We start from the raw sequence: 496 nt of genomic DNA, 5'->3' as shown, positions 1-496 counted from the left end.
TCATGATTCTTACCGTTCCTCTCGGTACGGCTTACACAGACCATCTGACACGCCCCCGCCACACTCACTCCTGCACCCGCGCCGAGGAGCAGCCACGCGAACCTGCGGGCGGTGCGGGCAGAATCCCGCAGCGCGACGACACTGATCGTGGCCTCCAAGATCACACCGTCCACGATCAACGGCCACATCCACGCCTGCCCCTCCGGAACCCCGGACAGAACGGCAAGGTCACGGAGAGTGGTGAACGACAGCCAGAACGCGCCCAGCGCGAGCAGGATCGTCCCGGTCACTGCGAGCACAACCACGAACCGCGACACCCCAGCAGTTGGAGTCCCGCCCGGGCTCAGGTCGAGATCGCGCCGGGCACGAGCCGTCACTGCCGGGCCGGTCATGGCTACCTCCCGATCCCCGTCAAGGAGCGGACGGTCTGCGCGCTGGGGTGGGGCCTACCCCCGGTTCGTGGACACGGGGGTGTTTACGCTGCGAGCGCTAGCTT

At 67.1% G+C, this 496-nt stretch carries 1 protein-coding gene; it reads right to left on the bottom strand.

Annotated elements, in window-relative coordinates; genetic code table 11:
• A partial coding sequence (locus INT49_RS20920) for a DUF2637 domain-containing protein (protein ID WP_193119643.1) occupies positions 1-392 on the bottom strand: 392 nt, incomplete at its 3' end.
• Positions 393-496 lie beyond the last annotated feature (104 nt).

This window comes from Brachybacterium tyrofermentans, assembly GCF_014897585.1.
In the GTDB taxonomy this organism is placed as follows: Bacteria; Actinomycetota; Actinomycetes; order Actinomycetales; family Dermabacteraceae; genus Brachybacterium; species Brachybacterium tyrofermentans.
This window is presented reverse-complemented; position numbering and strand designations above follow the sequence as displayed.